A 25,689-nucleotide genomic window follows, 5' to 3' on the forward strand; every position below is an offset into this window, starting at 1 on the left:
CGCGGTCCTGGCCCTGCACAGGCGGCGTGCAGGGCGCAATGGGCCGGGGGAGCCCTCATGCCCCGCGCCCCGGCTCACGCCCGGAGCGTCCCGCCGGTCTTCTTCGTCACCTCGGCGACGATCTTCGCCGCCACGGCGTCGATCTCGGCATCGGTGAGGGTCTTGTCCCGCGGCTGCAGCGTCACGGCGAGGGCGACCGACTTCTTCGCCGCATCGATGCCCTTGCCCTCATAGACGTCGAAGACCTCGACACTGGTGATGAGCTGCTTGTCGACGCCCTGCGCCGCCTTGACGAGATCGCCCGCCTTCACCGCCCGGTCCACGAGGAAGGCGAAATCGCGCTCCACCGGCTGGAAGGGCGAGAGCACCAGCTGCGGCTTGGTGCGGGTCGGGCGCACCTTCGGCGGCGGCAGCTTGTCGAGCAGGATCTCGAAGGCCAGCAACGGCCCCTTGACGTCGAGCGCTTCGAGGACGCGCGGATGCAGCTCCCCGAAGGCGCCGAACACCGTCTGCGGACCCATCTGGAACGTGCCGGAGCGGCCGGGATGGAACCAGGCCGGACCGCCCTGCACCACCTGGATGCCGGCCATGGGCGCGCCGACGGCGGCGAGAACCGCCATGGCATCCGCCTTGATGTCATAGATGTCGGCCGCCGCCGTGCCCTGCCAGTGGCGCCCGGCGCCAGTCGGCCGTGCCAGCCCGCGGCGCAGACCGGTGGCGGCCATGAACTGGTCGTCCGGCTTGTCGCCCCTGAACACCTGGCCGACCTCGAACAGGGCGACATCGCCATAGCCGCGGTCGGCATTGCGCTGGGCGGCGGTGGCCAGCCCGACGAGCAGCGTCGGCCGCATGTCCGAGAGGTCGGAGGCGATGGGGTTGGCCAGCGCCAGCGCCGGCTGGCCGCCGCCGAACAGCTCGGCCTGCGCCTTGGCGATGAAGCTCCAGGTCACGGCCTCCACCATGCCGCGCCCGGCGAGGGTGCGCTTGGCCATCCGGGTGCGCTTCTGGATGAGCGTCAGCACCGGCTTGGGCACCGTGCCGCCACGGTCGAGCGGGGTCGAGGGCACGCGGTCGACACCGGCGATGCGCATGACCTCTTCCGTCAGGTCCGCCTTGCCGTGAATGTCGGGGCGCCAGGAGGGTGGCGACACCTTGATCATCGGACCATTGCCGGAGACGGAGAAGCCGAGCGCCTCGAGGATGCGCCTCTGCTCGCGATCGGAGCTTTCAAGGCCGGTGAGGCGCCTGGTCTCGGACAGCGGAAAATTGATGATGAAGCCGGTATCGGGAACCGCGCCCGCCACGGTCACCTCGGAAGGCTCGCCGCCGCACAGGTCCATGACCAGCCTCGTCGCCAGTTCGACGCCGGGCAGCATGAAGTTCGGATCGACGCCGCGCTCGAAGCGGTAGCGCGCATCGGTGACGATGCCGAGGTTGCGCCCCGTGCGGGCGATGTCCATCGGGTCCCACAGCGCCGACTCGATCAGCACGTCCGTCGTCGCATCGTCGCAACCCGAATGTTCGCCGCCCATGACGCCGGCGATGGATTCGACACCGTTGTCGTCGGCGATCACCGTCTCGTGGCCGGTGAAGCCATAGACGCGGCCGTCGAGGCCGAGCACGGTCTCGCCAGCCTGCGAGCGGCGCACGACGAGCGCGCCGGCGACCTTCTTGGCGTCGAAGACATGCAGCGGCCGGCCACGGTCGAAGGTGACGTAATTGGTGATGTCGACCAGCGCATTGATGGGGCGAAGGCCGATGGCCTTCAGCCGCCGCTGCATCCAGTCCGGCGAGGGACCGTTCCTGACGCCGCGCACCAGCCGCAGCGCGAAGGCCGGGCAGAGCTTCTCCTCGCCCTTGGCGAGGGCGAGCGTCACCTTCTGCGGGTTCGGGAAGGCGCCCTTCACCTGCGGCACCACGTCGGATTTCAGCTTGCCGAGACCGGCGGCGGCGAGATCACGGGCAATGCCATGGATCGAGGTGCAGTCCGGCCGGTTCGGCGTCAGGTTGATCTCGATGACCGGATCGGAGAGCTGCGCCCAGTCGGCATAGCGGGCGCCGAGCGGCGCATCCTCCGGGAGATCGATGATGCCGTCATGGTCTTCGGAGATTTCCAGTTCGGCCGCCGAGCACAGCATGCCGCGGCTCTCGACACCGCGGATCGTCCCGACGCCGAGCGTGATGCCCTTGCCCGGGATGAAGGTGCCGGGCGGCGAGAAGACCGATTTCATGCCGGTCCGGGCGTTCGGGGCGCCGCAGACGACCTGGACGGGCTCGCCCGAGCCGGTATCGACCATGCAGACCCTGAGCCGGTCGGCATTGGGATGCTGCTCGGCCGAGATGACATGAGCGATGGTGAAGGATGCGAGCTTGGCGCCGGGATCGTCCAGCGCCTCGACCTCGAGGCCGATGCGGGTGAGCGTTTCGGTGACCTCGGCGAGGGAGGCCTCGGTGTCGAGATGGTCCTTGAGCCAGGAGAGGGTGAATTTCATCGGATGTCTCCCTCAGCTCGACAGGCCGCCGGCCAGCGACGGCAGGTCGAGCGGGCGGAACCCGTAATGCGACAGCCAGCGCACATCGGCCTCGAAGAACTGGCGGAGGTCGTTGATGCCGTATTTGAGCATGGCGATGCGGTCGATCCCCATGCCCCAGGCGAAGCCCTGGTAGATGTCGGGATCGAGGCCGCAATTGCGGATGACGTTGGGATGGACCATCCCGCAGCCGAGGATTTCCAGCCAGTCTTCGCCCTCGCCGAAGCGCACCTCGCCGCCCTGGCGGTTGCACTGGATGTCGACCTCCATGGAGGGTTCGGTGAAGGGGAAGAACGACGGACGGAAGCGCATCTTGACGCTGTCGACCTCGAAGAAGGCCTTGCAGAACTCCTCGAGGATCCATTTCAGGTGGCCGATATGGCTACCCTTGTCGATGACGAGGCCCTCGACCTGGTGGAACATCGGCGTATGCGTCTGGTCGCTGTCGCAGCGATAGGTCCGCCCCGGGCAGATGACGCGGATCGGCGGCTTGTTCGACAGCATGGTGCGCACCTGCACCGGCGAGGTATGGGTCCGCAGCAGCATCCGCTCGCCGTTCGGCTTCGGATTGAAGAAGAACGTGTCGTGCATCTCGCGGGCTGGATGGCCCTCGGGAAAGTTGAGCTTCGTGAAGTTGTAGTCGTCAGTCTCGATGTCCGGCCCCTCGGCGATGGCGAAGCCCATATCGGCGAAGATGGCGGTGAGCTCATCCATCACCTGGCTGATCGGGTGGATGCGGCCGGTCTCGGTCGGGCTCTCGCGCACGGGGAGCGTCACATCGACCGTTTCGGCGGCCAGGCGCGCGTCGAGCGCGGCGCTCTTCAGCACCTCGCGGCGCTGGCCGAGGGCCTCGGTGACGCGATCCTTGACCTGGTTGATGGCCGCGCCCGCCGTCTTGCGCTCCTCCGGCGCCATCTGGCCGAGGGTGGCGAGCAGGGCCGAGAGCGAGCCCTTCTTGCCGAGGGCGGCGACCCTGACCGCCTCCAGCGCCGCCTCGTCGGCAGCGGCGGCGATCTGCGCGGTCAGGTCAGTTTCAAGCGTTGCAAGATCGGTCATGGTGAGATCACGCGTGAGGGAGCTGGGATCGTGTGGCGGCTGGGGCCGGGCGCGTCAAGCCGCGAACGAAAAAGCCCGCGCCACCCTCGGGGAGGGTCGCGCGGGCCGAATTGTCAGACTTCAGGAGGGAGAAGTCAGGCGTTCGCCGGCAGCGATCCCTTGGCCTTTTCGACCAGGGCCGCAAAACCGTCCGGCGCCGTGATGGCGAGGTCGGACAGGACCTTGCGGTCGACGGCGATGCCGGCACCGATGAGGCCGGCAATGAAGCGCGAATATGTCAGGCCGTGCTCGCGGACAGCGGCGTTGATGCGCTGGATCCACAGGGCGCGGAAGTTGCGCTTCTTGTTGCGGCGGTCGCGCGTCGCATACTGCATCGACTTGTCGACGGCAGCCTTCGCGGCGCGGATGGTGTTCTTGCGGCGGCCCCGGAAGCCGGAGGCGGCCTTGAGGACTTTCTTGTGCTTGGCGTGGGACGTAACGCCCCTTTTGACGCGGGCCATGGCTGATCTCTCTTACAATTTCGTGGGGGTGCTTCTCGAACCGGGCCGATCAGCCGTTCGGGAGGAAGTACCGCTTGACGTTGTAGGCATCGGTTTCGAACATGGCCGTGGTGCCGCGATGCTCGCGGATCTGCTTGTTCGACCGCTTGATCATGCCGTGGCGCTTGCCGGACTGGGTGTACATCACCTTGCCGGTCGCCGTGATCTTGAAGCGCTTTTTGGCGCCCGACTTCGTCTTCATCTTGGGCATTTGGCTCTCTTCATTCGTTGCGAGGCGCCCATCTGCCGGTCCGAAGACCGGCGGGGTTCCTCTGAAGGCTCAAGGGTGAGCTTTCGGGATCGCCACGGCAGCCCTGATCAGCCGGTCGATCCGAAGGCCGGGCCTATACAGGAGATGCGCCCGCCCGGCAAGAGCCCGGCGGCAGAGCGCTCAGCGGCGGGCGGAAGCCTTGGCATAGGCAGGCACCAGGACGGCCGGGACGCGGCGCCCTCGACCCGGTCCCGCGTCATTCTCCTTGGGCAGCAGCATGACGGCGACGCCCATCTGCACGCTGGCGAAGGTCAGCCCCAGGAAGAAGGTCAGCACGGAGACGGCCAGCGGCGCGATATCCGACCGGGATACCAGGGTGGCGAAGCCGCCGATGTCGAGAAGGATGAGGGCGCTGACGAAGAGGCCGGCGACGCCGAAGCCGATGACCGCGTGGACGAGAAGGAACTGCAGGAGCTTCGGCATGGAGGCCTCCCCGGGCAGGATGTGGCAAGGCCGGCATCCGCGGGTGAAACGGGGGGAACAGACTTCTGTTCCCATGAATGCTCCTACGCCACAAGCGGTGGCACCGATCACCCGGCTTGCAAGGCGGGCACGGCTGGCGGAATGGTAGCGGCCGCAACCGGAGAAGACCTCAATGCCCAAGGGATACTGGATCGCCCGTGTCGACGTTCACGACACCGAGGCCTACAAGAACTACGTCGCGAAGAACGGCATCGCCTTCGCCAAGTTCGGCGGTCGCTTCGTCATCCGCGGCGGCAGGTTCGAGACGCTGGTCGGCAGCAGCCGCGCGCGCAACGTCGTCATCGAATTCCCGAGCTACGATCAGGCCCTCGCCTGCTGGCACTCGCCCGAATATCAGGCGGCGCGCGCCGAGCAGAAGGGCGGCGCCGAGATGGATGCCATCGTGATCGAGGGTTACGACGGCCCGCAGCCAAACTGAGGGACGGTTCGCATCCCTTTCCGCCATGGCCGGGCACGGCGGCCCAGGGGCCGCCGGTCGTGGCTTGTGACCGCCGGCCATCCATGACTTGGACACCGCCGTGTGAACGCATTCATCATGCCCGGCACAAGGCCGGGCATGACGGAAAAGTCAGTCTCGGAAGGGCCTCAGCCCCCCGTCGCCTCGATGACGTCGTCGAGCGTGCGCAGGCCGGGGCGGGGCGAATTGACCAGCACCGCCATATTGCCCGGCGCGTGCTTGTTCGCCTGCATCAGCGCATGGGCGGCCGGGATCTTGTCCCAGGGGAAGAGCTCGCTCATGCAGGGATCGACGCGCCGGTCGAGCACGAACTGGTTGGCGGCGGCCGCCTGTTTCAGATGGGCGAAATGCGAACCCTGGATGCGCTTCTGCCGCATCCAGACATAGCGCGCGTCGAAGGTGATGTTGAAGCCGGACGTGCCGGCGCAGAACACCACCATGCCGCCGCGCTTGGCGACGAGGCAGGAGACCGGGAAGGTCGCCTCGCCCGGATGCTCGAAGACGATGTCGACGTCCTTCTTGCCGGTGATGTCCCAGATCGCCTTGCCGAACTTGCGCGCCTCCTTGAGCCAGACATTGTATTCATCCGTGCCCACTGTCGGCATCTGGCCCCAGCAGGCGAAGTCCTTGCGGTTGATGACCCCCTTGGCGCCGAGCTGCATGACATAGTCGCGCTTGGTCTCGTCCGAGATGATGCCGATGGCATTGGCGCCGGCAGCGGCGACGAGCTGCACAGCGAAGACGCCGAGACCGCCCGATGCGCCCCAGACGAGCACGTTGTCGCCGGGCTTCAGCGTGTGCGGCGGGTGGCCGAACAGCATGCGGTAGGTGGTGGCCAGCGTCAGCGTGTAGCAGGCGGCCTCTTCCCAGGGCAGGTGCTTCGGCTTCTCCATGAGCTGGCGCGACTGGACGCGGCAGAACTGGGCGAAGGCCCCGTCCGGCGTCTCGTAGCCCCAGATCCGCTGGGTGGTCGAGAACATCGGATCGCCGCCATTGCATTCCTCGTCGTCGCCATCGTCCTGGTTGCAGTGGACGATGACCTCGTCGCCGACCTTCCAGCGCTTGACCTTGGAACCCACCGCCCAGACGATGCCCGAGGCATCGGAGCCGGCGATATGGAAGGGATGCTTGTGGCCGTCGAGCGGCGAGATCGGCTGGCCGAGGCCCGCCCAGATGCCGTTATAGTTCACGCCGCCGGCCATCACGTAGATGAGGACCTCGTCCTCGCCCAGCGACCAGGTCGGCACGACCTCGACCTTGAAGGACTGCTCCGGCGGGCCGTGCCGGTCCTTGCGGATGGCCCAGGCGTACATGTTCGCCGGAACGTGGCCGAGGGGGGGAACCTCGCCGAACTCGTAGAGATCCTTGACGGGACGCGACTGCGGGGTAGGAGCGACGGCTGCCATTGGGTTACCTCGGGTGTCAGGCGCCTTCTCAACGGGGCGCTTCAGGACCGAGTATGTGCAGTGCAACATGGATGTGCAAGCGCGAATTGGCGGCCCCGAACCCGACATTCTAAGCCCTTTGGCTGATCCAGCCCCCTTGTCCGCGGCATTCGGAGCCCGGTCCCGGCACCTCCGCGGCGGTATTTTTTTGGCGCAGGAGGGACCTGCCGGGCATGCGGTGCGTTAGCCCTTCAGGGAGCTGATGAAGCGGGTCCCCAAGGAGAACCACATCATGCCCGTCGAAAGCCTGCTCATTCTCGTTCTCATCGGCGCCGTCGCCGGTTGGCTCGCCGGACTCATCGTCAAGGGGTTCGGCTTCGGGCTGGTCGGCAACATCGTCATCGGCATCCTCGGCGCGCTGATCGCCACCTGGCTCTTTCCGCGCCTCGGCGTCTCGCTGGGCGCCGGCATCATATCGGCCATCATCAGCGCGACCCTCGGTGCCGTCATCCTGCTGGTGATCGTCGGGTTGATCCGAAGGGTCTGAGACCGCGGCCTGACGCCTCCCGGGGGCTGTCGGGGGCATTCCCCTTTCGCTGCATTGCAATAAGCCGCCTGCCGGCACAGAATGTTCGCCAATAACCCGCTCGGGAGGCGACATTGCGCACCAAAGAGACGCGCGACAAACCCTGGCTGATCCGCACCTATGCGGGTCATTCCACGGCCGCGAAATCCAACGCGCTCTATCGCGCCAATCTCGCCAAGGGGCAGACGGGCCTCTCGGTCGCCTTCGACCTGCCCACCCAGACCGGTTACGACGCCGATCATGTCCTCGCCCGCGGCGAGGTCGGCAAGGTCGGCGTTCCCGTCTCCCATCTCGGCGACATGCGCACGCTCTTCGACGGCATTCCGCTGGACGCGATGAACACGTCGATGACCATCAATGCCTGCGCCGCCTGGCTGCTGGCGCTCTATGTGGCGGTGGCCGACGAGACCGGTGCGCCGCGCGCCAAGCTCTCCGGCACGACGCAGAACGACATCCTGAAGGAATATCTCTCGCGCGGGACCTACGTCTTCCCGCCCGAGCCCTCGCTCAGGCTCACCAAGGACACGATCCTGTTCACGACGGCCGAAATGCCCAAGTGGAACCCGATGAACGTGTGCTCCTATCATCTGCAGGAGGCCGGGGCGACGCCGGTGCAGGAACTCGCCTTCGCGCTCGCCAATGCCATCGCCATCCTCGACACGGTCAAGGCCTCGGGCGAAGTGCCCGACAGCGATTTCGGCGAGGTGGTCGGCCACATCTCCTTCTTCGTCAATGCCGGCATGCGGTTCGTCACCGAAATGTGCAAGATGCGCGCCTTCGTCGACCTCTGGGAGGAGCTCGTCGAGACGCGCTATGGCGTCACCGACCCCAAGCACAAGCTGTTCCGCTACGGCGTCCAGGTGAACTCGCTCGGCCTCACCGAGCAGCAGCCCGAGAACAACGTCTACCGCATCCTCATCGAGGCGCTGGCGGTGACCATCTCCAAGAAGGCGCGCTGCCGCGCCCTCCAGCTTCCCGCCTGGAACGAGGCGCTCGGCCTGCCGCGCGCCTGGGACCAGCAATGGTCGCTGCGCCTCCAGCAGATCCTCGCCTATGAGACCGACCTGCTCGAATTCGGCGACCTCTTCGACGGCAATCCCGTGGTCGCCGCCAAGGTCGAGGCGCTGAAGGCCGAGGCCTCCGCCGAGATGAAGCTCATCGAGGAGATGGGCGGGGCCATCGCCGCGGTCCCCTACATGAAATCCAAGCTCGTCGAGAGCAACACGCGCCGCCTCGAGGCCATCGAGAGCGGTGAGCAGGTGGTCATCGGCGTCAACCGCTTCACCGAGACCGAGGTTTCCCCGCTGACCACCGGCGAGGGCGCGATCATGGTGGTCGATCCCGCCGTGGAAGCCCAGCAGGTCGAGAGCCTGAAGGCCTGGCGCGCCGGCCGTAACGCCAGGGCCGTGGACAAGGCGCTCGCCGACCTGCGCGCCGCCGCCAGCGAGGGCCGCAACGTGATGGAGCCGTCCATCGCCGCGGCGAAGGCCGGCGTCACCACCGGCGAATGGGGCCAGGTGCTGCGCGAGGTCTTCGGCGAATACCGCGCCCCGACCGGCGTCGGCCGCGCCGCCCGCGCCGAGACCGGCGAACTCGCCCCCATCCGCGAAGAGGTGGAAAAGGTCTCGCGCCGGCTCGGCCGCCGCATCAAGTTCCTCGTCGGCAAGCCCGGCCTCGACGGCCATTCCAACGGCGCCGAGCAGATCGCGGTGCGCGCCCGCGACTGCGGCATGGAGGTCGTCTACGAGGGCATCCGCCTCACCCCCGCCGAGATCGTCAATGCGGCGCTGGAGGAAGGCGTCCACGTCGTCGGCCTGTCGATCCTCTCCGGCAGCCACATTCCCCTCGTCACCGAGGTAATGGAGCGGATGCGCGCCGAGGGGCTCGACGACGTGCCGGTCATCGTCGGCGGCATCATCCCGCCCGAGGACGAGCTGGTGCTGCGGCAGGCGGGCGTCGCGGCGGTCTACACGCCGAAGGATTTCCAGCTCAACACGATCATGGCCGACATCGTGAGGATCGTCGGCGAGGGTGCGAAACAGGCGGCGTGACCGGGATCCTGGCCGGACGGTGACGGTCGCCACTCCCCCTGCCATCACCCCGCCATCGGTCGAGATGAGCTGAGGCGCACAGAACGACGCAAACGTCAGCGCACCGCCCGCCGCCCTCCCTTGATGACCTCCGCGGCGATCTGTGCCAGCTTCGCCGCCCCCTGTGAGACCGCCCGCCATGCTCCCATCCCTGCGCGACTACGACGCCCTCGTCCGCGATTTCCGCTGGCAGGTCCCTGCCCGCTACAATATCGGCACAGATGTCTGCACCCGCTGGGCGCTCGCCGAACCGGACCGCGTCGCCATCCTCTGGAAGAAGCCGGACGGCCGGGTGGAGCCGGTCACCTACGGCCGGCTGGAGGACGCCTCCAATCGCCTCGCCAACGTGCTCGTGGCGAAAGGCGTGAAGCGCGGCGATCGCGTGGCCCTCGTCCTCGCGCAGGGGGCCGCGGCCGCCATCGCCCATGTCGCCATCTACAAAATGGGCGCCATCGCCGTGCCGCTGGCGGCGCTCTTCGGCATCGATGCCCTCGCCTTCCGCCTCGGCAATTCCGGTGCGCGCGCCCTCATCACCAATGCCGAAGGCGTCGGCAAGCTCGCCCAGATCCGCGATGGCCTCGGCGAACTCTCCGTGGTCCTCTCGGTCGACGGCGCGGCCGACGGCGTCGGCAGTTTCTACGGGTCGCTGGAGCAGGCCTCGGGCGCCTTCACCCCCGTGGACACCGCCGCCGACGACCCCGCCATGATGATCTACACCTCGGGCACCACCGGCCAGCCCAAGGGTGCGCTGCATGGTCACCGCGTCCTGCTCGGCCACCTGCCGGGCGTGGAGATGCCGCACGAGTTCTTCCCGCAAGCCGGCGACCGCATGTGGACGCCGGCCGACTGGGCCTGGGCCGGCGGGCTGCTCAACGTGCTGCTACCCTCCCTGCATTTCGGCGTGCCGGTGGTCGCCCACAAGTTCGAGAAGTTCGACGCGGACGAGGCTTTCGCACTCATGGCCGAGCTCGAGGTCCGCAATTCCTTCGTGCCGCCCACCGCCCTGCGCATGCTGCGGTCGATCGACGATCCCCGCTCCCGGCACAAGCTCGTCCTGCGCACCCTCGCCTCGGGCGGTGAGGCGCTGGGCACGCCGACCTATGACTGGGGCCGGGCCGCCCTCGGCCTGACCATCAACGAGTTCTACGGCCAGACCGAATGCAACCTCGTCCTGTCCTCCTGCGCTGCCATCGGTGTGTCCAAGGCAGGCGCCATCGGCAAGCCCGTGCCCGGCCATATGGTCGGGATCATCCGCGACGACGGCACGACCTGCGCGGTCGGGGAGCGCGGCCAGATCGCCGTGCAGAGGCCGGACCCGGTCATGTTCCTCGAATATTGGGGGCGACCGGCGGCGACACGCGACAAGTTCATCGGCGACTGGATGGTGACCGGCGACCAGGGCCTCCGTGACGAGGAAGGCTATATCCACTTCTTCGGCCGCGACGACGATGTCATCACCTCGGCGGGCTACCGCATCGGGCCCGGTGAGATCGAGGACACGCTGCTGAAACATCCCGCCGTGTCGTTGGCGGCCGCCGTGGGCAAACCCGACGCGTTGCGCACCGAGATCGTCAAGGCCTTCATCGTGCTGAAGGACGGCGTCGAGCCTTCGCCTGAACTCGCCGACCACATCCGCGACTTCGTGAAGACGCGCATGTCGGCCCATTCCTACCCGCGCGAGGTCGAATTCATCGACGCGTTGCCGATGACGACGACGGGCAAGATCATCCGGCGCCTGCTGCGCGACCGGCCCTGAGGTTCAGCGGCGCAGCAGCCGCTTGGCCAGGGCCTTGCCACCGGCAAGGCCGCGGCGGCAGGCGATCGCCGCATGGTAGCGCCAGCCCGGGCGGCCTTCCTGGACGGCGATGAAGCGCGTCGCCAGGGCCATGCGCCCCGGCCAGATGCGCTCGATCATCGGATGCCCGGGAATCGCACAGGAATCGACCAGTTCCACGCCAGGAATGGCGATGGCGGCCTGGCCGATCGCGTGGGACAGTAGAAGGCCGGGAGAATAGCGGGCGAAGGCCTCGTCATAGGTGGTCTTGAGGTACCAGGCCCGCGTGCCGGCCGACAGGACGAGCCCGGCGGCGATCGGCCTGTCGTCGAGCAGCAGCATGTCGATCCGGGCAGCGCCCGTCTCCGCAAGGCCGCCGACAGCGTCCTCGAAGAAGACCTGTGTCGCCGGATCGGTCGCCAGCGCCGTGCCGCGGCGGCCCTTCCAGCCCTCCGCCTCGAGCGCGAGGAAGGCGGCGATGGCCGCCGCCGGGTCGTGACCCGTCACCGTCGAGACGGCCACCAGGCGGCCGCGTTCACCGAGGCGGCGCGCCAGACGGCGATGCTCCTTGGACAGCGGCGGTGGAGGCGCCGTCAGCACTGCGCGGCGATGCGCATCGAGAACCTGCATCCTGTGCCCGGCGGCCCGCGCGTCGAGCGCCGCGGCGAAGGGCCCCGCATCGAGGAGCGGCGCGTCGAGGGCGGCGATGCCCTCTTGTGCCAGAAAGGCGAAGAGCGCGGCGGCGACCACCGCGGCTTCGCCCGACCGCACCAGCGGCATGCCGTAGGGCGCATAATCGTGGGTCCAGAGCGTGAAGACCGTGCGGGCGAACCCGAGCCGCCCGGCGACCAGGCCGATGGGCTCACCGTCCCGCGACACCAGCAGGGCCCCGAGCCCACGCGGCGATGCAATGCCACGGGCCGCCAGGGCGAAGGCCGGGGCGAGGAACACGTTGGGCGCGGCGGCGGCTGCGAGGTCTTCCCATTCCGGCCGGATGGACGCCCAATCCATGGCCGGGACCCAGTCCGCGCTGACGGCGCCCATGCCGGCGGAGCCGAGGTCCGGCTGCAGCGGCGCCTCGATGGCCGCGACGGGGGGAGCCGCGAGGGTGTCGGGCGACGCCGTCATGCGACAGCCGGCTTGGCCCAGAACCGGGCGGAGAGACCGAGGCGCGCGGTGGTGACCCAGATCAGCAGCACCGATTCGAGCGTCAGCGCCACGGCGGTGGCGATGGCCGCGCCCATCATGCCGAGGGGCGGGATCAGCAGGAGACACAGGATGACGGCCACGGCGAAGGCGACGCCGTAAATGAGCGCACAGGCCGTCTGATGGCCCGACATGGTGAGGAGGCGTTCCACCGGGCCGACCGCCGCGCGCGCCAGCAGGCCGACGGAGACCACGAACATCGCCGGATAGCCCTTCACGTAATCCGGACCGAACATCATCAGGAACGGCTTGCCCAGAGCCAGGATCAGGATCGTCGCCGCGAGCGAGGGGAAGAAGGTCCAGCGGATGGAGGCGCGCAGGAAATCCGCGAGCTTCTGCCGGTCGCCGGCGACGTGATACTCGCTGAACCGGTGCGCCGCCGCCGCGGCCACGGCGAAATAGACGAAAGCGACCAGCGCCAGGGTCTTCACCGCCGCCCAGTAGACGGCGACCTCCTCGGGGCCGCGCAGATATTTGAGCAGAATGACGTCGGTATAGGTGAGGGCGAGATAGAAGGTCTCGACCAGGAAGATGGGCAGGCTGGTCTTCAGCCAGAACATCGGCTCGGCCCGGCCCGGTCCGGCAGCCACCTTCACCGCGAGGCGCCGGTTGAGCAGCACGAACTGGATCATGGCGGCCAGCCACGTCGCCACCACGGCGCAGGCCATGGCCGTCACCGCCGTGCTGGCGAAGCCGGCGACATGGCCGGCGGCCATGCAGCCGAGCAGGATGACGGGACGGATGAGATAGGGGGGGCCGAGGGCGAGGTCGGTCCAGTTCCACGACCGGGCGATGCCGTCCTGGATGTCGGTGAGGACGAACATCGGCAGGCAGAGCGCCGCCAGCGCCAGCGGCATGACCATGGCGCCGGTGAGCAGATGCCCGAATTGCCAGAGGATCACGAGGCCGATGACAGCCACCGCGGTGGCGATGATGACGCCGAGGCGACGACCGCCGCCGAGGAAGCCCCTGAGACCGTCCTGGTCGCCGCGCTCGGCATAGACGGGCACGAAACGCTGGGCGGCCGAGGCGAAGCCGGCATTGGCCAGATGCCCGATCAGCAGCACCCAGACCCAGACCGAGACATAGATGCCGAATTCCGAGCCGCCCATCCAGCGGGCCATCAGCACCTGGCTGACATAGGCGATGCCGGCGCTGAGGACGCGAATCAGAAAGGCCGCGCCGGCCATGCGCTGGGCGATGGATGCATCGGAACGGTCCAGGAGAAACGAGCGGACGCGCGCGGTGATCCCGGCGGGCGACAGCAGCGTCTTGGCGCCGCGCCCCATCTGCGCTTCTTCCGAACCCATCACCGACAAGGCGGATGTCCCTGATGACGCATCGGTACGATGATCCGATCACGAATATCGAGGCATAAGGGATGGGCGCTTAAGAAACGGTTCGACCAGCGCAACCGCCGGCAATGGCGCAGGAAAGAGGCCGGCCACGGGAGCAGCCGGCCTCGTCACATCGGTGGTGGATGAGGATCAGGGCCGCGGCGTTGCCGGGGCAGCGGGCCGCGCCGGCGCCGGCGCCGGCACGAAGCGCTCGACCTGGGCTTCCGAACGCAGGCGCTGGACAAGATCAGCCTGGACGCGGCGGGTCAGGAAGTCCTCGATCTGCCCGCGCACCTGTTCGAAAGTCGGGATCGGCCGCTGGCGGCGCTCCTCGACCTTGATGATGTGCCAGCCGAACTGCGACTTGACCGGCGCCGCGGACAGTTGCCCGGCCTGCATGGCGAAGGCGGCATCGGCGAATTCGGGGACCATCTGGCCCTTGGTGAAGAAGCCGAGGTCGCCGCCATTGCGCGCACCGCCCGGATCCTTGGACTTTTCCTTGGCGATGGCCTCGAAATCGCCGCCGCCACGGATCTGGGCGATCAGCGCCTTGGCCTCCTCCTCGGTCTCGACCAGGATATGGCGGGCGCGAACCTCCTCCTCGGGCGTGATGCGGGCGCGCTGCTCGTCATAGATCTTGCGCATCTCCTCTTCCGTGACGCGGGCGCGCGTCTCGGTGTTGAGCAGGGTCTCGACCAGCAGCTTGTTGCGGTAATAGGTCATCTTCCGCGCGAAATCAGGACCGTCCTGGATGTTGCGCTGCTCGGCCGCCTTGGCGGCGAGGGTCAGGTCGATGACAAAGCTGAGCAGATAGTCGCGCTTCTGTTCGGGATTCATCTGGGCGGTGGTCTGCCCGCCGATATCCTCTTCGGCCGCATCCAGATCGGCCTGGCGGATCTCGACGCCCTGGACGCGGGCGAGAATGCCATCGGCGGGTGTCTGCAGCGCCGGCGGGGTGGCCGGCTGGGCCGCGGCGGGCGGGGTGGCCGGCGGTGTCTGGGCGGCCAGCGGCCCGGCAAGCGCTGCGGTCATGGCGGCCAGGGACAGGAACATGCGGACGGTCATGGCAGGATCGAGCCTTTTGTCACGGGAATGCGTGCTTGACGGGCACGTGTGGCGCTTTGAAGGACGGCGGTGCGACAGCACCGGGCGGAAGACGCGTGCACAACTCCTGACGGGTCTCGCCTGTCGTGGCAGCAATGCCCGTTTCGGCTTGAATTGACAACCCTTGGTACCGTCCATATCTGTCGCGGGTCGCTGGACTGCTGCGGATTTCCGCGCGTCCGTCGACCACATCCCACCGGGATCAGAGGATGGGGCGCACGGGGCGCTCCGCCCCCCGCCTAGTGGGGCTGAAGGGCTTGCGTGAACCATCGGAACGGTCGGTGCGACCAACGGTTCCGATGACTCTCTCCTCCCCCGCCCCAAGTGAAGGAACGCACATGCTCGGCGCGCTCGCCCGCAGGATCTTCGGTAACGGCAACGATCGCCGCATCAAGGGATACCGCCCGCGGATCGATGCCATCAACGCGCTGGAGCCCGAACTGGCCGCGCTGTCGGACGAGGCGCTGCGCGCCCGCACCGACGCGTTCAGGGCCCAGCTGGCCGCCGGCAAGACCCTCGACGACCTGCTGGTCCCCGCCTTCGCCACGGTGCGCGAGGCGGCCAAGCGGGTGCTCGGACAGCGCCATTACGACGTCCAGATGATCGGCGGCATCGTGCTCCACGAGGGCGCCATCGCCGAGATGAAGACCGGCGAGGGCAAGACGCTCGTCGCCACCCTCGCCGTCTATCTCAACGCGCTCGCCGGCAAGGGCGTCCACGTCGTCACCGTCAACGACTATCTCGCCAAGCGCGACGCCGAGTGGATGGGCAAGGTCTACGGCTTCCTCGGCATGACCACCGGCACCATCGTCCACGGGATGGACGACCAGCAGCGCCACGACGCCTATGCCTGCGACATCACCTACGGCACCAACAACGAATACGGCTTCGACTATCTGCGCGACAACATGAAGTACTCGGTGCAGGAGATGGTCCAGCGCGGCCATTTCTACGCCATCGTCGACGAGGTCGATTCGATCCTCATCGACGAGGCGCGCACGCCGCTGATCATTTCCGGCCCGCTCGACGACCGCTCCGACTTCTACGCCACGATCGACCGCTTCATCCCCGTCCTGAACAAGGAGGATTACGAGGTCGACGAGAAGCAGCGCACCGCCTCCCTCACCGAGAGCGGCAATGAGAAGATGGAGAAGGCCCTGGTCGAGGCCGGCTATGTCAAGGGCGACCTCTACGACGTCGAGAACGTCTCCACCGTCCACCATGTCAGCCAGGCGCTGAAGGCCCACAAGCTGTTCCAGCGCGACAAGGACTACATCGTCCGCAACGGCGAGGTGGTCATCATCGACGAGTTCACCGGCCGCATGATGCCGGGCCGCCGCTATTCCGAGGGTCTCCACCAGGCCCTCGAGGCCAAGGAGCGTGTCCAGGTCCAGCCGGAGAACCAGACGCTGGCCTCCATCACCTTCCAGAACTATTTCCGCATGTACGGCAAGCTCGCCGGCATGACCGGCACGGCCCTCACCGAAGCCGACGAGTTCATGGACATCTACAAGCTGAAGGTGGTCGAGATTCCGACCAACCGCGGCATCGCCCGCCTCGACGAGGACGACGAGGTCTACAAGACCGTCCAGGACAAGTATCAGGCGATCATCACCGAGGTCGAGGCCGCCCGCACCAAGGGCCAGCCGGTGCTCGTCGGCACGACCTCCATCGAGAAGTCCGAGACGCTGGCGGAAATGCTGAAACAAGCGGGCTTCAAACAGGTCGATCTGGAGGACCCCGCCGCCTTCGCACCGCTCTACGACGGCGACCAGGGCACGCCGGGCGAGCGCGTCTTCGCCGTGCTCAATGCCCGCTATCACGAGCAGGAGGCCTTCATCGTCTCCCAGGCGGGCGTTCCCGGCGCCATCACCATCGCCACCAACATGGCGGGACGCGGCACCGACATCCAGCTCGGCGGCAATGCCGACATGCGCATCTCCGTCGAGCTCGCCGCGCTCGAGGACGGGCCGGACAAGCAGGAGAAGGCCGAGGCCATCCGCCGCCAGGTCGGCGAGCTCAAGCAGCGCGCCCTCAAGGCCGGCGGCCTCTACATCATGGGCACGGAGCGCCACGAGAGCCGGCGCATCGACAACCAGCTGCGCGGCCGTTCCGGCCGCCAGGGCGATCCCGGCCGTTCGAAATTCTACCTCTCCCTGCAGGACGACCTGATGCGCATCTTCGGGTCGGACCGCATGGAGGGCATGCTGACAAAGCTGGGGCTCAAGGAGGGCGAGGCCATCGTCCATCCCTGGATCAACCGGGCGCTGGAGAAGGCCCAGCAGAAGGTCGAGGCCCGCAACTTCGACCTGCGCAAGAACGTCCTCAAATACGACGATGTCGCCAACGACCAGCGCAAGGTCATCTTCGAGCAGCGCATCGACCTGATGAGCCAGCAGGATCTCTCCGAGATGACGCGCGACATGCGTCATGGCGTGATCGAGACCCTCGTCCACACCTATATCCCGCCGGACGCCTATGCCGAGCAGTGGAACACCGCCACGCTCAAGGAGGAGATCTACCGCGTCCTCAACCTCGACCTGCCGATCCCGGACTGGGCGAAGGAAGAGGGCATCGCCGACGAGGAGGTGATCGAGCGCATCACCAAGGCGGCCGACGAGATGATGGCCTCCAAGGCCGCCCGCTTCGGCCCCGACATCATGCGCCAGATCGAGAAGGCGGTGGTGATGCAGGTGCTCGACCACCTGTGGCGCGAGCATATCGTCCAGCTCGACCACCTGCGCCAGGTCGTCGGCCTGCGCGGCTATGCCCAGCGCGACCCGCTCAACGAGTTCAAGTCGGAGGCCTTCCAGCTCTTCGAGGGCCTGATGGCCAAGCTGCGCGAGATGACCACCCAGCAATTGGCGCTGGTCGAGCTGCAGGAGCCGCCGCCGATGCCGGAGCTGCCGCCGATGACGGCGCACCATATCGACCCGATGACGGGGATGGACGAGTTCGCCCAGATGGGCGCCGCCTCCGGCGGATCCTTCCAGTCCTCCGCGGGCGGCGGCTCGCAGGTCGCCGAACGCAACCCGAACGATCCCGGCACCTGGGGCAAGGTCGGCCGCAACGATCCCTGCCCCTGCGGTTCGGGCAAGAAGTACAAGCATTGCCACGGGCAATATGTGTGAGACGGGAGGGCGCCGTCCGCGGCGCTCGTCCACCCGGGGCGATCCCGCCGAAAGCCGCTGCGCGGCGCGACGGACGCCTTGACCGGAATGCCGGCGCGCCCTAAAAGGCGCGCTCGCGGGCGGGGCTGTAGCTCAGATGGGAGAGCGCTGCAATCGCACTGCAGAGGTCGGGGGTTCGAATCCCCCTAGCTCCACCAGCCCGCTGTCCTGACATTGTCGACGCTTAGTACGGGCCTGCCGGCTTCCGGCGGAACACCCATTGCCCCTTTGCACCGCAGCATGAACCGGAGGGCACCTGCCGTTCGTATCCCCTGCTCTGCATCGGGGATGGGAACCATGACGTTCTTTTCGGGCTATCTGGCCGCGCTGATCGTCTTCGGCATCCTCGACGCACTCTGGCTGTCGACCATGGCCCGGCGGCTCTACCGGCCGACCCTCGGCAGCCTGCTCCTTGACAATCTGCGCTGGGCGCCGGCCGTCATCTTCTATTTTCTCTTCCCCCTCGGCGTGGTGCATTTCGCCGTCATGCCGGCCTATGCCGCCGAGTCCCTGACCCTGGCGCTGGTCAATGGCGCCTTCATCGGGCTCCTGGCCTATGCGACCTATGACCTGACCAATTACGCCACGCTGCGCGTCTGGACGCTCACCCTCACCCTCGTCGACATCGCCTATGGCACGGTCGCAACCGCCCTCGTCGCGGGCGGGGCCTTTGGCGCCCTGCGGTTTCTCGCCTCGGCCGGCTGGCTCTAGGCGCCGGCCCCGGCCGGGATCAGCGGGCCAGTTTCAGTCGGTAATGGCTGACGCCCCAGCTGTCGCCGCCGGCATGGCCGAACAGGCCGCTGGTGGCGAGGAAGAAGAGCCGCCAGCGCCGGCGCCACAGCGCCAGCTGCGCGGGCCCGTAGACGGCGCTGAGGATGGGGTCGACCTCGCCGATCCGCGCGTCGAACAGGGCGAGCCAGTCATCGGCCGTGCGGCGGTAATGCTCGCCGCTCCAGCGCCATTCCTCCTCGACGGTGAAGAGATCGCCGAACTGGCGGATCAGGCCGTGGCCCGGCATCAGCCCGCCGGTGAAGAAGTGCTGGGCGATCCAGTCGGTCTTGTCCGCCGCGTCGAAGCGGTAGGACCCGGTCCGGTGGGTGAAGACGTGAATGAACAGACGCCCGTCCGGCTCCAGCCAGGAGGTGGCGCGCTCCAGGAGGGCGCGCCAATTGGCCATGTGCTCGAACATCTCCACCGAGACGATGCGGTCGAAGCGGCCCTCGGCCGAGAAGACGTTCATGTCGGCGGTCACGATGGCGAGATTGGTGATCCCTTGCCGGGCGGCCTCGGCCTCGATGAACCGGCGCTGCCCGTTGGAATTCGACACCGCGGTGATCGTCGCTCCGGGAAAGCGGCGGGCCATGGCGAGTGACAGGGATCCCCAGCCGCAGCCGAGTTCGAGGATTCGCTGGCCATCGGCGAGGCCGGCATGGTCGATGGTCAGGTCGAGCGCCCGCGTCTCCGCCTCGGCCAGGGTCGTCTGCGGCCCGTCATAGAAGCAGGAGGAATATTTCCGCTGGGGACCGAGCACCCGGACGAAGAATTCGGCCGGCAACTCGTAATGCTGCGCATTGGCTTCGTCCGTGTGCATCGCCACGGGGAAATCCGTCATCGCAGAGGCGAATGCCGCCTCATCGGACGCGCTGTGACCGGCGAGCCGGGCATCCGTCCGGCCGACGAGCCAGGCGATGGCGGCACGCGTGAGGGCATCGGGAACGGGGGTCCGTTCCCCCCAGGAGATCAGGGCAGCGATCACGGTGTCAGGCTCCGGTCCGGCCGGGCGGCCAGGGGATGAAGGCGCTGGTCCGCGCCTGATAGGCGGCGAAGACCGCTCCGTGCTTGCGCAACATGTGGTCCTCGAGCGGGGGAATGCCGGAGATGCGGGTCAGCAGCAGGGTCATGAAGGCCGGCGCGAGCAGGGCGAACCAGCCGAAGGGATAGCCGCTCCAGGCCAGGGCCATGACCGCATAGGAAGCCCAGAGCACGCATTCGAAGAAATAGTTGGGGTGGCGGGAATAGCGCCACAGACCGACGTCGCAGATGGGCCCGCGCTTGGCCTTGTCGGCGACGAAGCTGGCAAGCTGGCGGTCGGCAATGGCGCCGCCGGCCCAGCCCGCGATGAAGACGAGGAGGCCGAGCCCGTCCTGCCAGCCGAGCGGCTCGGGCCGGTGGGCGGCGAGAACGATGCCGAGGCCAAGCGGCACGCTCGCGGCGGCCTGGATCTGCAGGAAGCGGAACATCTGCCAGGACGCATCCGCGCCCCAGTCCTGCCGCAGCTTGGCATAGCGCGCATCGTCAGTGATGCCGCGCGTGCGGCCGGCAATGTGGAGGCCGAGCCGCAGCGCCCAGGCGAGTGCCAGGGCCGCGACCATGAGACGGCGCTCCAGCGGCCCCTCGCCGAAGGGCAGGAGGGCTGCAGCGACGGCGGTGATACCGACGCCAAAGGTCCAGGTGACGTCGATCCAGCCGGAATTGCCCGTCCGTTTCTCGATCAGCCAGGCCCCCGCCATGATCACGCTCATGGCGGCGACGAAGAAGACCAGGGCCGCGAGGAAGCTCAGCCCCGTCACAGGCGGACGAAGGGTTGCAGCAGACGTCCGACGACGCCCTCGAAGCGGACATTGCCCGTCAGCGCCACGATGCAGGTGCACCCCTCGACCGGGTCGACCATCGGCGTGTGGGCGTGGCGATCGTCGGCCTCGTCGAAATCGCCCGCGGCATAGCGGCCATATTCGTGCTCATAGGCACCGGCGACGATGGTGGTCCATTCCGCGCCCGTGTGGCGGTGCGCCGGCAGGCGGGTTCCCGGCTGGGCGCGCAGCATGAACACACGGGTGTCGGAATAGGGCACCTCGACGCGCCGCAACGCGACACCGCGGCCGACACTCTTCCAGCGGCCGAGCGTGTAGGGCGCGAGAACGTGCAGCCCGGCGGCATCCGGCGGCGCGGCAGGCCGCGGCGGCAGCTCGATGCCGCGATGCGGCAGGGCCACCGACAATGTCCGCGCGTCGGCGGCCATGGGCTCCGGCTCGATCGAATCGAGCAGCGCGCCGCTGAGCGCCTCGATCTCGGCGAGGTCACGGCGGGTTTCCCGGTTGACCTCGACATGGGCGGCGACGACGAGGGCGAGGCCCTCGTCCAGCCGCCCGGCGGCGAAGGCCGCCAGGGTTTCGTCGGACGGGCGACGCGACATGCTCATCGCAGATCCTCCAGGGAGCCGCGCATGCGCGCCATGGCGAGGCGCAGGCGCGACTTGACGGTGCCGAGTGGGATGGACAGGCGTTTGGCCACGTCCTGGTGACTGAGACCTTCCATGAAAGCCAACTGGACGACTCGCAACTGATCGGGGGACAGGGATGTGAGAGCGGCCCTCACGCGGGAGTCGCGTTCGCTCCCGTCGAGAACCTGGTCTGGCTGCTCCGGCTCTTCGCCCTGGAGAATCTCGAACACGTCCGGCAGACGGGACCGCTTTTCACGACGGGCGGCGTCGATCCTGAGATTGCGGGCGATGGCCGCGATCCAGGTCGAGGCTCCCGCACGCGAGGGATCGAACAAAGCCGCCTTGCGCCAGACCATCAGCAGCGTTTCCTGCGCCAGCTCCTCGGCGAGGTCCGCCGGGGTGCCCTGGCGCATCAGCAGGGCTTTCACCCGCGGCGCGAAATGGTCGAAAAGTTTGACGAACGCTTGCCTGTCGGACGATTGGGCAATCGACTGGATCAGGGCATTGGCATCCATCAGGGCGGCACCGGCACGTCTGCGCGGCCCGCAGGAAGGCGGGGCCGACATTTCAGAATGTATCGCAAGAGCAACCATCATGTCGCCCTTTACGCCGGCCCTGCGGCACTGGATCAGTTGCAGCGGAACCAGGAAAAGCGGAGGCTCGGTCGGCGCTGAACCGTCGGGCCTGAGCCAGCGTAAAGCACCCATACAAAGAGCGAAGTCAAGGATCCGGCATGCAAGAGGGTGGTCAACGGCGGCAACGGATCGCTGTGGTGGGGAGTGGCGTTTCCGGTCTGTCGGCGGCATGGCTCCTGGCACAGGCGCATGATGTCACCCTCTATGAGAAGGACGACAGGCTGGGCGGCCACGCCCATACCGTCACGGTCCCCGGGGCCCAGGGCCAGGACGTGGCGGTCGATACCGGTTTCATCGTCTTCAACGAGGCGACCTACCCCAATTTCTGCGCGCTGCTCGACCATCTCGACGTGCCCTCCCTGGCGACCGAGATGTCCTTTGCCGTCTCGCTGGACGGTGGCCGGCTGGAATATGCCGGGACGGGCCTCGCCGGCCTCTTCGCCCAGCGCCGCAACATTGTCAGCCCGCGCTTCTGGTCGATGCTGCAGGATCTCCTGCGGTTCTATCGCAGCGCCACGCGGGATGCCGCCGAGCTGGAAAACGATCCCATCTCGCTCGGCGACTACCTGAAGGCGGGCCGCTACGGCCAGGCCTTCCGCGACGATCACCTGCTGCCCATGGCGGGGGCCATCTGGTCGGCGCCCTGCGCCGAGATCCTGTCCTATCCCGCCAGCGCCTTCATCCGCTTCCACGACAACCACGGCCTGCTCAGGCTCTCGGGCCGGCCAGCCTGGCGCACGGTGACCGGCGGCAGCCGGGCCTATGTCGCCAAGCTGCTCGCGGGCTTCTCCGGCGAGATCTGCCAGAACCAGCCGATCGCCCGCATCCGGCGCACCGCCGAGGGCGTCATCCTCGACGGTGAGGCCGGCTGGTCCCGCCCCTTCGACCAGGTGGTCGTGGCGACCCATGCCAAGGAGGCTCTCGCCATGCTGGCGGACCCCTCGGCCGAGGAACGCGCGCTGCTCGGCGCCTTCCGCTACAGCCGCAACCTCGCCGTGCTCCATACCGACGAGGCGCTGATGCCACGGCGGCGCGCCGCCTGGTCGAGTTGGAACCATATCGGCGACCGGCGCGTGCCCGATGAACCCTGTGCGGTGACCTACTGGATGAACCGCCTGCAGCACCTGCCGATGGACAAGCAGTTCTTCGTCACCCTGAACCCGCCGCGCCCGCCGCGCGAGGAGACCGTGCTGCGCACCCAGGTCTACGAGCATCCGCTCTTCGACAATGCCGCCATCGCGGCGCAGTCGCGCCTGTGGTCGCTGCAGGGCCAGCGCCACACCTGGTATTGCGGCGCCCATTTCGGCGCCGGGTTCCACGAGGATGGGCTGCAGGCCGGCCTCGCCGTCGCGGAAGAGGCGGGTGGGCTCCGCCGGCCCTGGACGGTGCCCGACGAGTCCGGGCGGATCGTGCGCCACCCGCCAGCCATGCCCATGACGGAGGTGGCGTGAACGCGCCCGCCTCCGCGCTCTATGTGGGGCGGGTGGACCACAACCGCGTGCGGCCGCGCGCCCACGCCCTGGCCTATCGCGTCTTCTGGATGCTGCTCGACCTCGACGAACTCGACGGCCTCGGCCGGGCCCTGCGCGTCTTCTCCTGCGACCGCGCCAACATCTTCTCCTTCCGCACCGCCGATTACGGCGACCGCTCCGGCAACGCCCTGCGTCCGCAGGTCGAGGCCCGCCTGTCCGAAGCGGGGATCGTGACGGAGGGCGGGCCGATCAGGCTCCTGACCATGCCGCGGATCCTCGGCTACGGCTTCAACCCGATCAGCGTCTTTTTCTGCTACCGGCCCGACGGCACGCTCGCCGCCTCGCTCTACGAGGTCCACAACACATTCGGCGAAATTCATTCCTACGTCGCAGCGGCGGACGGCGCGGCGCGACCCATCGTCCAGGACAGCGACAAGGCCTTCCACGTCTCGCCCTTCCTGACGCTGGGCCTCGACTACCGCTTTCGCCTCCTGCCGCCGGATGACAAGGTCGCCCTCCACATCGCCGTCAGTGACGATGACGGGCCGGTGCTCTTCGCCTCGCTCGCCGGCGACCGGCGGCCACTCACCGACCGCAACCTGCTCAAGCTGCTCCTGACCCATCCGCTGCTGACGCTGAAGGTCACGGCGGCCATCCACTGGCATGCCCTTCTGCTCCTGGCCAAGCGCGTCAAGCTGATCCGCCATCCCGGCCCCCCGGCCGCCGACGTCACCGTCGGACGCCAGTCGGTCTGACCCGTTCAGCGCTGGCGCAGGCTGCCGGGCGTGACGCCCTCCATGGCGCGGAACATCTTCACGAACTGCGTGCTGCTCGAGAAGCCCACCCGCGTGGCGACCTGCGCCACCGGCAGGCTGGTGGAGGTCAGCAGGCGCTTGGCCTCGTTCATCCGCAACCGCAGCAGATAGTGGTAGGGCGTGGCCCCGAAGGCATCGCGGAACGAACGGATGAGGTGGAAGCGTGAGAGCCCGACCAGTTGCGCCAGATCGTCGATGGCGACGGGACTGGCGATATTGGCCCGCAGATAGTCGTCGAGCACGGCCATCCGCGAGCCGGAGCTGAAGACGTTCTTCTCCGCAGCGACGTCGAGGCGTGACAGTTCGAAGACCCGCGCCGCAATGAACAGCGCGATGGACTCGGCCCGCAGGTCGGCGAGGCTCTCATCCTCCGTCAGGATCCGGTCGAGCCGCGTCATCGCGTCGATGAGATGCTTGTCCTCGAAGAAGAGCCGCGGCCTGACTGCTGGCGTGGCGGGGCCCCGGTCGAGATCCGGAGAGAGTTTGCGCGGATCGAAGAACAGCATGGTGATGTGGCCCGCATCCGAGGGGCCGACGGTCCAGGCCTGCGCACCGCATCCCGCGGGGATCTGGGTCAGTTTGCCCCTGAGATCGCGGAGTGATGAACTGGGAGTGTCGTCGATGCGCGTCTCGCCGTCGCGCCGCACGAAATGGTGCAGAGCGAGATAGGTCTCCGACGGACGGCTCGCATAGCTGATGCTGTAATCCGTCAGCCGGCGGCTCGTCTTGGCGACGAAACCGGGCCAGGATGCAACGACGCTGTGTTCAAACCTGCCGCCGCTGGCGGGGTCCAACGACTTCAGAATCATGGCCTATCCATTCCTTGAGAAGCAATCGGCGCGCGACTGATTCACAGGTGGGACGACGGTGTCATCATGCACGATTATTTAGCTGGCAGGAACCTGTATGCAAGCCGGATTCGTCACCGTCTGCGGGCGAGGTGATCGCCGGCCAGCGCGCGGGCCGGCTCCCGTCAGGGACGCTCCGGCCCCTTCGGCTTGCCGCCGCCCTTGGCGACGAACAGCTTGTCCTTCCAGTCCAGCGCCTTGACGATCTTCGACCCGAGGCTGAGCAGTTGTACCAGCCTTTCCGTCTCCAGCCGCTCGATGTCGTCGTACCACCCGGTGACGAGTTCGATGACGCCGTGCATCTCCTGCATCCGCTCCTGGGCGAAGCGCTCCTCCTCCGAGGCCGGGCTCTGCATCAGCAGCTCGCGCAGCACGGTGAGCGTCGGGTCGATCTCGCGGCGCTTGCGCTGTTCGACCAGCTTGCGGACGATGGCCCAGATATCGTCGAGCGTTCCGTAATAGTCGCGCCTTTCGCCTGGCACATGCTTGAGGCGGATCAGCTCCCAGCTCTGCAGCTCCTTCAGCGCCATGGCGACGTTGGAGCGCGCGACGCCGACCGCGTCGACGAGATCGTCCGCACAGACCGGCCGGTTGGCGAGGAAGATGACCGCATAGACCTGGCCGACGGTCCGGTTGATGCCCCAGCGCGAGCCCATCTCGCCGAAATGCAGAACGAAGGCCTGGATGAGCGGCGGCAGGTTCATGATGAC

The 25,689-nt window shown here is 67.7% G+C and carries 23 protein-coding genes and 1 tRNA gene; 9 read left to right on the forward strand and 15 right to left on the reverse strand.

Annotation, left to right across the window (positions count from 1 at the left end; translation table 11 throughout):
• Window positions 1–74: 74 nt before the first annotated feature.
• The 5 genes from pheT to Q0C57_RS03655 form a co-directional block, all read right to left on the reverse strand.
• Window positions 75–2,492 carry a phenylalanine--tRNA ligase subunit beta gene (gene pheT, locus Q0C57_RS03635; RefSeq protein WP_296572204.1) on the reverse strand — a complete coding sequence of 806 codons (2,418 nt, stop codon included), beginning with the start codon at window positions 2,490–2,492 and terminating at the stop codon, window positions 75–77.
• Between the two features lie 12 nt (window positions 2,493–2,504).
• The gene (gene pheS / locus Q0C57_RS03640) at window positions 2,505–3,587 is read right to left on the reverse strand and encodes a phenylalanine--tRNA ligase subunit alpha (RefSeq protein ID WP_296572208.1); all 1,083 of its coding nucleotides are present in this window, start codon (window positions 3,585–3,587) and stop codon (window positions 2,505–2,507) included.
• Between the two features lie 134 nt (window positions 3,588–3,721).
• A complete protein-coding gene (gene rplT, locus Q0C57_RS03645; protein WP_106749513.1) occupies window positions 3,722–4,087 on the reverse strand; it encodes a 50S ribosomal protein L20 in 366 nt (121 codons plus the stop codon).
• Window positions 4,088–4,136: 49 nt separating this feature from the next.
• Window positions 4,137–4,337 carry a 50S ribosomal protein L35 gene (gene rpmI / locus Q0C57_RS03650; RefSeq protein ID WP_106749514.1) on the reverse strand — a complete coding sequence of 67 codons (201 nt, stop codon included), beginning with the start codon at window positions 4,335–4,337 and terminating at the stop codon, window positions 4,137–4,139.
• A gap of 180 nt (window positions 4,338–4,517) precedes the next feature.
• Entirely contained in the window at window positions 4,518–4,820 is a 303-nt protein-coding gene (locus tag Q0C57_RS03655) for a hypothetical protein (RefSeq protein ID WP_296572214.1), read from the reverse strand.
• Between the two features lie 172 nt (window positions 4,821–4,992).
• On the opposite strand from Q0C57_RS03655, the gene Q0C57_RS03660 reads away from it, so the two are divergent.
• Window positions 4,993–5,298, forward strand: coding sequence for a DUF1330 domain-containing protein (locus Q0C57_RS03660; protein WP_296572217.1), 306 nt, complete (start codon window positions 4,993–4,995; stop codon window positions 5,296–5,298).
• Window positions 5,299–5,465: 167 nt separating this feature from the next.
• On the opposite strand, the gene ccrA is transcribed toward Q0C57_RS03660, so the two are convergent.
• Window positions 5,466–6,743, reverse strand: coding sequence for a crotonyl-CoA carboxylase/reductase (gene ccrA / locus Q0C57_RS03665; RefSeq protein WP_296572220.1), 1,278 nt, complete (start codon window positions 6,741–6,743; stop codon window positions 5,466–5,468).
• A gap of 271 nt (window positions 6,744–7,014) precedes the next feature.
• Here ccrA and Q0C57_RS03670 point away from each other — a divergent pair, with 271 nt between their 5' ends.
• From Q0C57_RS03670 to Q0C57_RS03680, 3 genes are all read left to right on the forward strand, one after another.
• Entirely contained in the window at window positions 7,015–7,269 is a 255-nt protein-coding gene (locus Q0C57_RS03670) for a GlsB/YeaQ/YmgE family stress response membrane protein (RefSeq protein ID WP_296572223.1), read from the forward strand.
• 113 nt (window positions 7,270–7,382) lie between these two features.
• Window positions 7,383–9,359 carry a protein meaA gene (locus Q0C57_RS03675; RefSeq protein ID WP_296572226.1) on the forward strand — a complete coding sequence of 659 codons (1,977 nt, stop codon included), beginning with the start codon at window positions 7,383–7,385 and terminating at the stop codon, window positions 9,357–9,359.
• Between the two features lie 178 nt (window positions 9,360–9,537).
• Window positions 9,538–11,154, forward strand: a complete 1,617-nt coding sequence (locus Q0C57_RS03680) for an AMP-binding protein (protein ID WP_296572229.1) — start codon at window positions 9,538–9,540, stop codon at window positions 11,152–11,154.
• Between the two features lie 3 nt (window positions 11,155–11,157).
• On the opposite strand, the gene Q0C57_RS03685 is transcribed toward Q0C57_RS03680, so the two are convergent.
• From Q0C57_RS03685 to Q0C57_RS03695, 3 genes are all read right to left on the reverse strand, one after another.
• Window positions 11,158–12,300: a GNAT family N-acetyltransferase gene (locus tag Q0C57_RS03685; protein WP_296572232.1), complete on the reverse strand. Its 1,143-nt coding sequence runs from the start codon at window positions 12,298–12,300 to the stop codon at window positions 11,158–11,160.
• A complete protein-coding gene (locus Q0C57_RS03690) occupies window positions 12,297–13,688 on the reverse strand; it encodes a lipopolysaccharide biosynthesis protein (protein ID WP_296572676.1) in 1,392 nt (463 codons plus the stop codon). Before Q0C57_RS03690 ends, Q0C57_RS03685 begins: the two co-directional genes overlap by 4 nt.
• Before the next feature lie 177 nt (window positions 13,689–13,865).
• Window positions 13,866–14,780, reverse strand: a complete 915-nt coding sequence (locus Q0C57_RS03695) for a peptidylprolyl isomerase (RefSeq protein WP_296572235.1) — start codon at window positions 14,778–14,780, stop codon at window positions 13,866–13,868.
• Window positions 14,781–15,157: 377 nt separating this feature from the next.
• Between Q0C57_RS03695 and secA the strand changes: the two genes are divergently transcribed.
• The 3 genes from secA to Q0C57_RS03710 all read left to right on the forward strand — a co-directional run bounded on the left by secA (window position 15,158) and on the right by Q0C57_RS03710 (window position 18,700).
• A complete protein-coding gene (gene secA, locus Q0C57_RS03700; protein ID WP_296572238.1) occupies window positions 15,158–17,950 on the forward strand; it encodes a preprotein translocase subunit SecA in 2,793 nt (930 codons plus the stop codon).
• A 121-nt stretch (window positions 17,951–18,071) separates the two neighbouring features.
• A tRNA-Ala gene (locus Q0C57_RS03705) sits at window positions 18,072–18,147 on the forward strand.
• A 139-nt stretch (window positions 18,148–18,286) separates the two neighbouring features.
• The gene (locus tag Q0C57_RS03710) at window positions 18,287–18,700 is read left to right on the forward strand and encodes a DUF2177 family protein (RefSeq protein ID WP_296572241.1); all 414 of its coding nucleotides are present in this window, start codon (window positions 18,287–18,289) and stop codon (window positions 18,698–18,700) included.
• Window positions 18,701–18,719: 19 nt separating this feature from the next.
• Here Q0C57_RS03710 and Q0C57_RS03715 read toward each other — a convergent pair whose 3' ends face one another.
• From Q0C57_RS03715 to Q0C57_RS03730, 4 genes are read right to left on the reverse strand one after another with little or no spacing between them, the layout of a single operon-like run.
• A complete protein-coding gene (locus Q0C57_RS03715; RefSeq protein ID WP_296572243.1) occupies window positions 18,720–19,745 on the reverse strand; it encodes a cyclopropane-fatty-acyl-phospholipid synthase family protein in 1,026 nt (341 codons plus the stop codon).
• A gap of 4 nt (window positions 19,746–19,749) precedes the next feature.
• A complete protein-coding gene (locus tag Q0C57_RS03720; RefSeq protein ID WP_296572246.1) occupies window positions 19,750–20,559 on the reverse strand; it encodes a DUF1295 domain-containing protein in 810 nt (269 codons plus the stop codon).
• Window positions 20,556–21,188 carry a ChrR family anti-sigma-E factor gene (locus tag Q0C57_RS03725; protein WP_296572249.1) on the reverse strand — a complete coding sequence of 211 codons (633 nt, stop codon included), beginning with the start codon at window positions 21,186–21,188 and terminating at the stop codon, window positions 20,556–20,558. The genes Q0C57_RS03720 and Q0C57_RS03725 overlap by 4 nt, the downstream gene beginning before the upstream one ends.
• On the reverse strand, window positions 21,185–21,724 hold the full coding sequence (locus Q0C57_RS03730; protein WP_296572252.1) for a sigma-70 family RNA polymerase sigma factor: 540 nt from the start codon (window positions 21,722–21,724) through the stop codon (window positions 21,185–21,187). Before Q0C57_RS03730 ends, Q0C57_RS03725 begins: the two co-directional genes overlap by 4 nt.
• A gap of 218 nt (window positions 21,725–21,942) precedes the next feature.
• On the opposite strand from Q0C57_RS03730, the gene Q0C57_RS03735 reads away from it, so the two are divergent.
• Window positions 21,943–23,295, forward strand: a complete 1,353-nt coding sequence (locus Q0C57_RS03735) for an FAD-dependent oxidoreductase (protein ID WP_296572255.1) — start codon at window positions 21,943–21,945, stop codon at window positions 23,293–23,295.
• Window positions 23,292–24,071: a DUF1365 family protein gene (locus tag Q0C57_RS03740; protein ID WP_296572258.1), complete on the forward strand. Its 780-nt coding sequence runs from the start codon at window positions 23,292–23,294 to the stop codon at window positions 24,069–24,071. The genes Q0C57_RS03735 and Q0C57_RS03740 overlap by 4 nt, the downstream gene beginning before the upstream one ends.
• A gap of 5 nt (window positions 24,072–24,076) precedes the next feature.
• Here the strand turns inward: Q0C57_RS03740 and Q0C57_RS03745 are convergent, their stop codons facing one another.
• Window positions 24,077–24,940, reverse strand: a complete 864-nt coding sequence (locus tag Q0C57_RS03745; protein WP_296572262.1) for an AraC family transcriptional regulator — start codon at window positions 24,938–24,940, stop codon at window positions 24,077–24,079.
• Between the two features lie 164 nt (window positions 24,941–25,104).
• The gene (locus Q0C57_RS03750; protein WP_296572266.1) at window positions 25,105–25,683 is read right to left on the reverse strand and encodes a GbsR/MarR family transcriptional regulator; all 579 of its coding nucleotides are present in this window, start codon (window positions 25,681–25,683) and stop codon (window positions 25,105–25,107) included.
• Between the last annotated feature and the right edge of the window lie 6 nt (window positions 25,684–25,689).

The organism is Phreatobacter sp., from assembly GCF_022843985.1.
Taxonomy (GTDB): Bacteria; Pseudomonadota; Alphaproteobacteria; order Rhizobiales; family Phreatobacteraceae; genus Phreatobacter.

Coding starts and splice junctions, on each gene's coding strand:
- pheT (WP_296572204.1), bottom strand. CDS start 2,492: ATGAAATTCACCCTCTCCTGGCTCAAGGACCATCTCGACACCGAGGCC.
- pheS (WP_296572208.1), bottom strand. CDS start 3,587: ATGACCGATCTTGCAACGCTTGAAACTGACCTGACCGCGCAGATCGCC.
- rplT (WP_106749513.1), bottom strand. CDS start 4,087: ATGGCCCGCGTCAAAAGGGGCGTTACGTCCCACGCCAAGCACAAGAAA.
- rpmI (WP_106749514.1), bottom strand. CDS start 4,337: ATGCCCAAGATGAAGACGAAGTCGGGCGCCAAAAAGCGCTTCAAGATC.
- Q0C57_RS03655 (WP_296572214.1), bottom strand. CDS start 4,820: ATGCCGAAGCTCCTGCAGTTCCTTCTCGTCCACGCGGTCATCGGCTTC.
- Q0C57_RS03660 (WP_296572217.1), top strand. CDS start 4,993: ATGCCCAAGGGATACTGGATCGCCCGTGTCGACGTTCACGACACCGAG.
- ccrA (WP_296572220.1), bottom strand. CDS start 6,743: ATGGCAGCCGTCGCTCCTACCCCGCAGTCGCGTCCCGTCAAGGATCTC.
- Q0C57_RS03670 (WP_296572223.1), top strand. CDS start 7,015: ATGCCCGTCGAAAGCCTGCTCATTCTCGTTCTCATCGGCGCCGTCGCC.
- Q0C57_RS03680 (WP_296572229.1), top strand. CDS start 9,538: ATGCTCCCATCCCTGCGCGACTACGACGCCCTCGTCCGCGATTTCCGC.
- Q0C57_RS03685 (WP_296572232.1), bottom strand. CDS start 12,300: ATGACGGCGTCGCCCGACACCCTCGCGGCTCCCCCCGTCGCGGCCATC.
- Q0C57_RS03690 (WP_296572676.1), bottom strand. CDS start 13,688: ATGGGTTCGGAAGAAGCGCAGATGGGGCGCGGCGCCAAGACGCTGCTG.
- Q0C57_RS03695 (WP_296572235.1), bottom strand. CDS start 14,780: ATGACCGTCCGCATGTTCCTGTCCCTGGCCGCCATGACCGCAGCGCTT.
- secA (WP_296572238.1), top strand. CDS start 15,158: ATGCTCGGCGCGCTCGCCCGCAGGATCTTCGGTAACGGCAACGATCGC.
- Q0C57_RS03710 (WP_296572241.1), top strand. CDS start 18,287: ATGACGTTCTTTTCGGGCTATCTGGCCGCGCTGATCGTCTTCGGCATC.
- Q0C57_RS03725 (WP_296572249.1), bottom strand. CDS start 21,188: ATGAGCATGTCGCGTCGCCCGTCCGACGAAACCCTGGCGGCCTTCGCC.
- Q0C57_RS03730 (WP_296572252.1), bottom strand. CDS start 21,724: ATGGATGCCAATGCCCTGATCCAGTCGATTGCCCAATCGTCCGACAGG.
- Q0C57_RS03735 (WP_296572255.1), top strand. CDS start 21,943: ATGCAAGAGGGTGGTCAACGGCGGCAACGGATCGCTGTGGTGGGGAGT.
- Q0C57_RS03745 (WP_296572262.1), bottom strand. CDS start 24,940: ATGATTCTGAAGTCGTTGGACCCCGCCAGCGGCGGCAGGTTTGAACAC.
- Q0C57_RS03750 (WP_296572266.1), bottom strand. CDS start 25,683: ATGAACCTGCCGCCGCTCATCCAGGCCTTCGTTCTGCATTTCGGCGAG.